At 62.0% G+C, this 3,696-nt stretch carries 2 protein-coding genes and 1 pseudogene; all 3 read right to left on the bottom strand.

Annotation, left to right across the window (positions count from 1 at the left end; genetic code table 11):
* Positions 1-215 precede the first annotated feature (215 nt).
* Positions 216-1,459 (bottom strand): annotated as a pseudogene (locus tag YY7_RS56200) (cysteine desulfurase).
* Entirely contained in the window at positions 1,456-2,793 is a 1,338-nt protein-coding gene (gene sufD, locus YY7_RS0149610; RefSeq protein ID WP_028169396.1) for a Fe-S cluster assembly protein SufD, read from the bottom strand. The pseudogene YY7_RS56200 and the gene sufD overlap by 4 nt, the downstream one beginning before the upstream one ends.
* A gap of 19 nt (positions 2,794-2,812) precedes the next feature.
* Complete coding sequence (gene sufC, locus YY7_RS0149605) at positions 2,813-3,565, bottom strand: Fe-S cluster assembly ATPase SufC (RefSeq protein ID WP_028169395.1); 753 nt, start codon at positions 3,563-3,565, stop codon at positions 2,813-2,815.
* Positions 3,566-3,696: the final 131 nt, after the last annotated feature.

Here is a 3,696-nt window from a genome sequence, read left to right as displayed (position 1 = left end):
CCGGCGTCAAATTTACCGACGGCGTCGCAGAATCGACGACGCCAGCTAACCGCGCCGCCTGATCGGCCCCATCACCCAATTTCGGCCATAGCTCATCAGCGTCAAGGAGCGGACGCACTCTCCGGCGGAGACGTCCAGCGATATGAGGTTCGCGCATAGCATTAGCAATTCGCGTATACACAACGCGCCTCATGGTTCTGGGCCCGTTCCTGCCCTCATGAGAACAGCTCCTGCGCTTTGACAAGGGCACCCGCCAGCGCATCGATCTCTTCATAGGTGTTGTAGAGGGCGAACGAAGCGCGGCACGTTGCTGGCACGCCAAACCGCTCGAGCAGCGGCATCGCGCAATGGGTCCCGGCGCGCACCGCCACGCCTGCACGATCGATGACGGTGGCAAAATCGTGCGCATGCGACTTTCATATCGAAGGAGATGATTGCGCCCTTCTCAGCCGCCGTTCCAATAATGCGTAAGGGATTGATGCCTCGCAGCTTCTCCTGCGCATAAGCAAGCAGTGCGCTCTCGTGCTTGTGGATCTGTGGCTTGCCTATTGAATTGATATAGTCCACAGCCGCGCCCAGACCGATCGCCTCGACGATCGGGGGAGTTCCAGCCTCAAACCGGTGAGGTGGATCACCATATGTGACACCGTCACGCGAGACCTCGCGGATCATCTCGCCGCCACCGTTGAACGGCGGCATCGACGCCAGATGCGCATATTTGCCGTAAAGCACGCCGATACCGGTCGGCCCATAAAGTTTGTGGCCCGTCATCACGTAAAAATCGCAATCAATGTCGCGGACATCAACATCCAGATGGACGCAGCCTTGCGAGCCGTCGACCAACACCTCGATGCCGCGCGCATGCGCGATCCTCACGATCTCCTTCACCGGCAGGACAGTGCCGAGCGCGTTGGACATCTGTGTGATCGCAACCATTTTGGTGCGCTCGGTCAGAAGCCGCTCGAACTCCTCCAGGAGAAAATTGCCCTCGTCGTCCACTGGCGCCCATTTGATGACAACGCCGTGGCGTTCCCTCAGAAAATGCCAGGGCACGATGTTGGCGTGGTGCTCCATGATCGAGAGAACAATCTCATCCCGGGGTGAGATGCGCTCGCGGCCGAAAGTCTGGGCGACCAGATTGATCGCCTCGGTAGCGCTACGAGTAAGACAAACTCTTCGGTGCGGCGCGCGTTGAGGAACTGCGCCACTTTGGTGCGGGCGCCCTCATAGGCCTCGGTCGCGGCGTTAGCCAGATAGTGCAGACCGCGATGCACGTTGGCATATTCGGACGTGTAAGCCTGCATCATGCGATCGAGCACCGCCTTTGGCTTCTGCGCCGAGGCGGCGTTATCGAGATAGACCTGCGGCTGCCATAGACCTGCAGCGCCAGCGCCGGAAAGTCCTCGCGCACCCGCGCAACATCGTAAGCGCCGTTGGCGACCGCCGGATGCGCGCTCATCCCCTCGCCTCCAGCCAGCGCTCGGCCAGTACTATCACGAATTCGCGTAACCTCCCGTCGGCGATTTCCTCGATAGCTTCGCCGAGGAAAGCCTGGACCAAGAGCGCCTGTGCCTCCTTCCCGGAAAGGCCGCGTGCGCGTAGATAGAACAGCAGAGTCTCATCCAGTGCGCCGGATGCCGCGCCATGGCCGCAGGTGACATCGTCGGCAAAGATCTCCAGCTCCGGCTTGTTGTCGGCTTCAGCCTCGTCGGACAGCAAAAGCGCACGCGTCATCATCCTGCCGTCCGTCTTCTGTGCATCAGGACGCACGATGATGCGGCCCTGGAATACCGAGTGGCCGCGGTCGTCGACGGCCGCGCGGAAATTCGCCCGGCTCGTGCAATGCGGCACAGCGTGGTTGACGACCAAGGTCGTGTCACCATGCTGTTTGTCCCTCAGCAGGTTGATGCCGTTGACGGAGAGCTCGGCGCCCTCGCCCGCCAATGTGATGAATGCCTGGTATCGGCTCACAGCACCACCACAGATCATGCTGAACAATTTGAGTTTCGCGCTCGCCCCGAGCGCGAACAATCCGGAGGAAATGTTGGTGGCGTCCGCCCCGTCCGCCAGAACGTGCAGATGGGCAAGATTGGCCGCCTCACCAACCGAGACGATCACCGCATCATTGGCCTGATGGTTGCGGGCGCCTTCGGCCGCCACAAAGCTTTCGACCACGGCCGCCTGCGCGCCCTTGCCAAGCCTCAGATGCGAGCGAGTGAAGCTTGACGCCGACGAGGTGGTTGCGACATGGACGATTTGAATCGGTCGGGATAACTCGGTGCCGTCGGTGACCGTGATGACCACGCCGTCGGTCACCATCGCGGCATTGAGCGAGATCACCGCATCCGTCGTTGCGGTCAGCAGCAGGTCGCCTCTCCCCTCGTTAGCTGGATCGTCCAGAACTTCGCGCAGCGTGCGCACGTTGACGCTCTGGCCCAACTCGGCGATGTCGGAGAGATTGGGCGCGAACAAACCATCGACGAGCACTAGCTTCGCTGCGCCCTCGATCGCTCCCTTCTCGACGGCAGCTTGCGCGACTGCAGCCCTTGCCCGCGCGAGCGCAGCCGCATCCGGTTGCGGCGCGAGCGGTAGGACGTGGCGCATTAGCGCGCGCAGGTCGGTGTATCTCCATTCCTCGATCCGCCGGTGCGGTAAGCCGACGCGCTTGTAAGCGTCGAATGCCCTCGCGCGGATGTCGGCAACAGAGCCTGCGCCGGGCAGCCGTCCGTTGGCCTTGACGAACACATTGCCCACCGCGCGTCCGGGATCGGTTTTTGACAGAACCAGGTTCATCGAAAACTCCTTGCGCTCTCTAGGCCGCGTGCTCGAACGGAGCGTAGCCGGCGGCCTCGAGCTCCAGCGCGAGATGCTTGTCGCCGCTCTTCACGACACGCCCCTTCGCCATCACGTGCACATAGTCCGGCACGATGTAGTTGAGCAGGCGCTGGTAGTGGGTGATCACGACCATGGCACGCTCGGGCGAGCGCAGCGCGTTGACGCCGTCGGCCGCGATCCTCAGCGCGTCGATGTCGAGGCCGGAATCCATTTCATCGAGGATACAGAGGCTCGGCTCGAACAGCGCCATCTGCAGGATCTCGTTGCGCTTCTTTTCGCCGCCGGAGAAGCCGACATTGACACCGCGCTTGAGCATGTCCTGCGGGATGTTGAGCGACTTTGCGACCTCGCGGACCTTCTTCAGGAAGTCCGGCGTCGAATATTCGCTCTCGCCGCGCGCCTTGCGCTGCGCATTCAGCGCGGTGCGCAGGAAGTTCATGGTGGCGACCCCGGGGATTTCGACCGGATACTGGAACGCCAGAAACACGCCCTTGGCGGCGCGCTCGTCCGGCGCCATCTCCAAGAGGTCCTCGCCGCGGAACAGGATCTGTCCGCCCGTGACCTCATAGCCGGGCTTGCCGGCGATGACGTGCGAGAGCGTCGATTTGCCGGAGCCGTTCGGCCCCATGATCGCGTGGACCTCGCCCGGATTCACGCTCAACGACAGGCCGTGGAGGATTTCGCGATCCTCGACACGAACCTGGAGATCTTTCACTTCAAGCAATGCCATTACAGTTTTCCTAGGGTAGCATCCTCAAGGCGCCGCTACGGCAGGCCCGCCAGGGATGAGGATTATCCAACCGAACCTTCGAGCGAGATCGAGATCAGCTTCTGCGCCTCGACCGCGAACTCCATCGGGAG

It is taken from the genome of Bradyrhizobium elkanii WSM2783 (assembly GCF_000472865.1).
GTDB lineage: Bacteria > Pseudomonadota > Alphaproteobacteria > Rhizobiales > Xanthobacteraceae > Bradyrhizobium > Bradyrhizobium elkanii_A.
The sequence above is the reverse complement of the archived record's forward strand: the minus strand, read 5'-3'. Positions and strand labels throughout refer to the sequence as shown.

Coding starts and splice junctions, on each gene's coding strand:
- sufD (WP_028169396.1), bottom strand. CDS start 2,793: ATGAACCTGGTTCTGTCAAAAACCGATCCCGGACGCGCGGTGGGCAAT.
- sufC (WP_028169395.1), bottom strand. CDS start 3,565: ATGGCATTGCTTGAAGTGAAAGATCTCCAGGTTCGTGTCGAGGATCGC.